Origin of the sequence: Rhodopseudomonas sp. BR0C11 (assembly GCF_010820945.1) — a bacterium.
GTDB classification, from domain to species: domain Bacteria; phylum Pseudomonadota; class Alphaproteobacteria; order Rhizobiales; family Xanthobacteraceae; genus Rhodopseudomonas; species Rhodopseudomonas palustris_H.
The window spans coordinates 1-810 of the sequence record NZ_QTKI01000775.1 but is presented as its reverse complement, the minus strand read 5'-3'; the positions used below and the strand labels follow the sequence as shown (position 1 = coordinate 810).

Annotated in this window: 1 protein-coding gene; it reads left to right on the top strand. The window is 62.8% G+C overall.

Annotated features, from left to right (window positions below; genetic code table 11):
• The first annotated feature begins 172 nt into the window (after window positions 1-172).
• Window positions 173-520: a cupin domain-containing protein gene (locus tag DYI24_RS27300; protein WP_164574533.1), complete on the top strand. Its 348-nt coding sequence runs from the start codon at window positions 173-175 to the stop codon at window positions 518-520.
• Window positions 521-810: the final 290 nt, after the last annotated feature.

The following is an 810-nucleotide window of genomic DNA, read 5'->3' as shown; positions in this document are numbered from 1 at the left end:
CATCGTCCGTTGGTCGGGAGCGGGGAGGCCGGCGGGGCGGGGCGCGCGGGCATCTCGGCCGGCGCGGGCAAAAGCGGTATGAAACGCCGCGCGGCGAAACACAAGCTCCATCGCAAGACGGATGGCGGCCGGCGCCGATCGGCGCCAAATTCCGCGCCGAGGATTGAGAACGATGGACGCACCCCACGGAAATCTGCTGAGCGCGCTGCCGCCCGCCGGCCCCGACGAAGTGCTCGACACCCTGCTGGCGCGCGGCGGCATCCGCGTCGAGCGCATCGTCTCGTTCGGCCAATCGAGTCCGGACGGGTTCTGGTACGATCAGAGCGAAGACGAGTTCGTGGTGCTGCTCGCGGGCTCCGCCGTGCTGCGGTTCGAAGACGGCGACCGCATCGTCGATCTCATCCCCGGCACCTGGATCGACATCCCCGCCCACTGTCGCCACCGCGTCGAAGCCACCGCGACAGACCAGCCGAGCGTATGGCTGACGATGTTCTGGCCGGCAGCGGTGAAGGCTATGTAGTCCGGATGCGGCGACCCGGATCCGATTCAGGCCGGACGAATCCGCCCAATCTGCTTGGGTATTCTTCAGCAAGCAGCGTCAGCGTCTGTCGCGATCCCTATGGAGACTGCTGGCGGAACTCTGAGGCCGCCGTTATGATCTCAGGCGTCATTTCATTTCTGAACTAATTAGTATCTGCGCAAGATTTCAATTCATTTCAAATGTGGTTCGATGTTCAATTTCGTCAAAGATGCCGTAAGGCAGTGGGCTGTCGATGTCTTCGCAAATTCCGTCAAGCGACTGGGGAGTGC

Coding starts and splice junctions, on each gene's coding strand:
- DYI24_RS27300 (WP_164574533.1), top strand. CDS start 173: ATGGACGCACCCCACGGAAATCTGCTGAGCGCGCTGCCGCCCGCCGGC.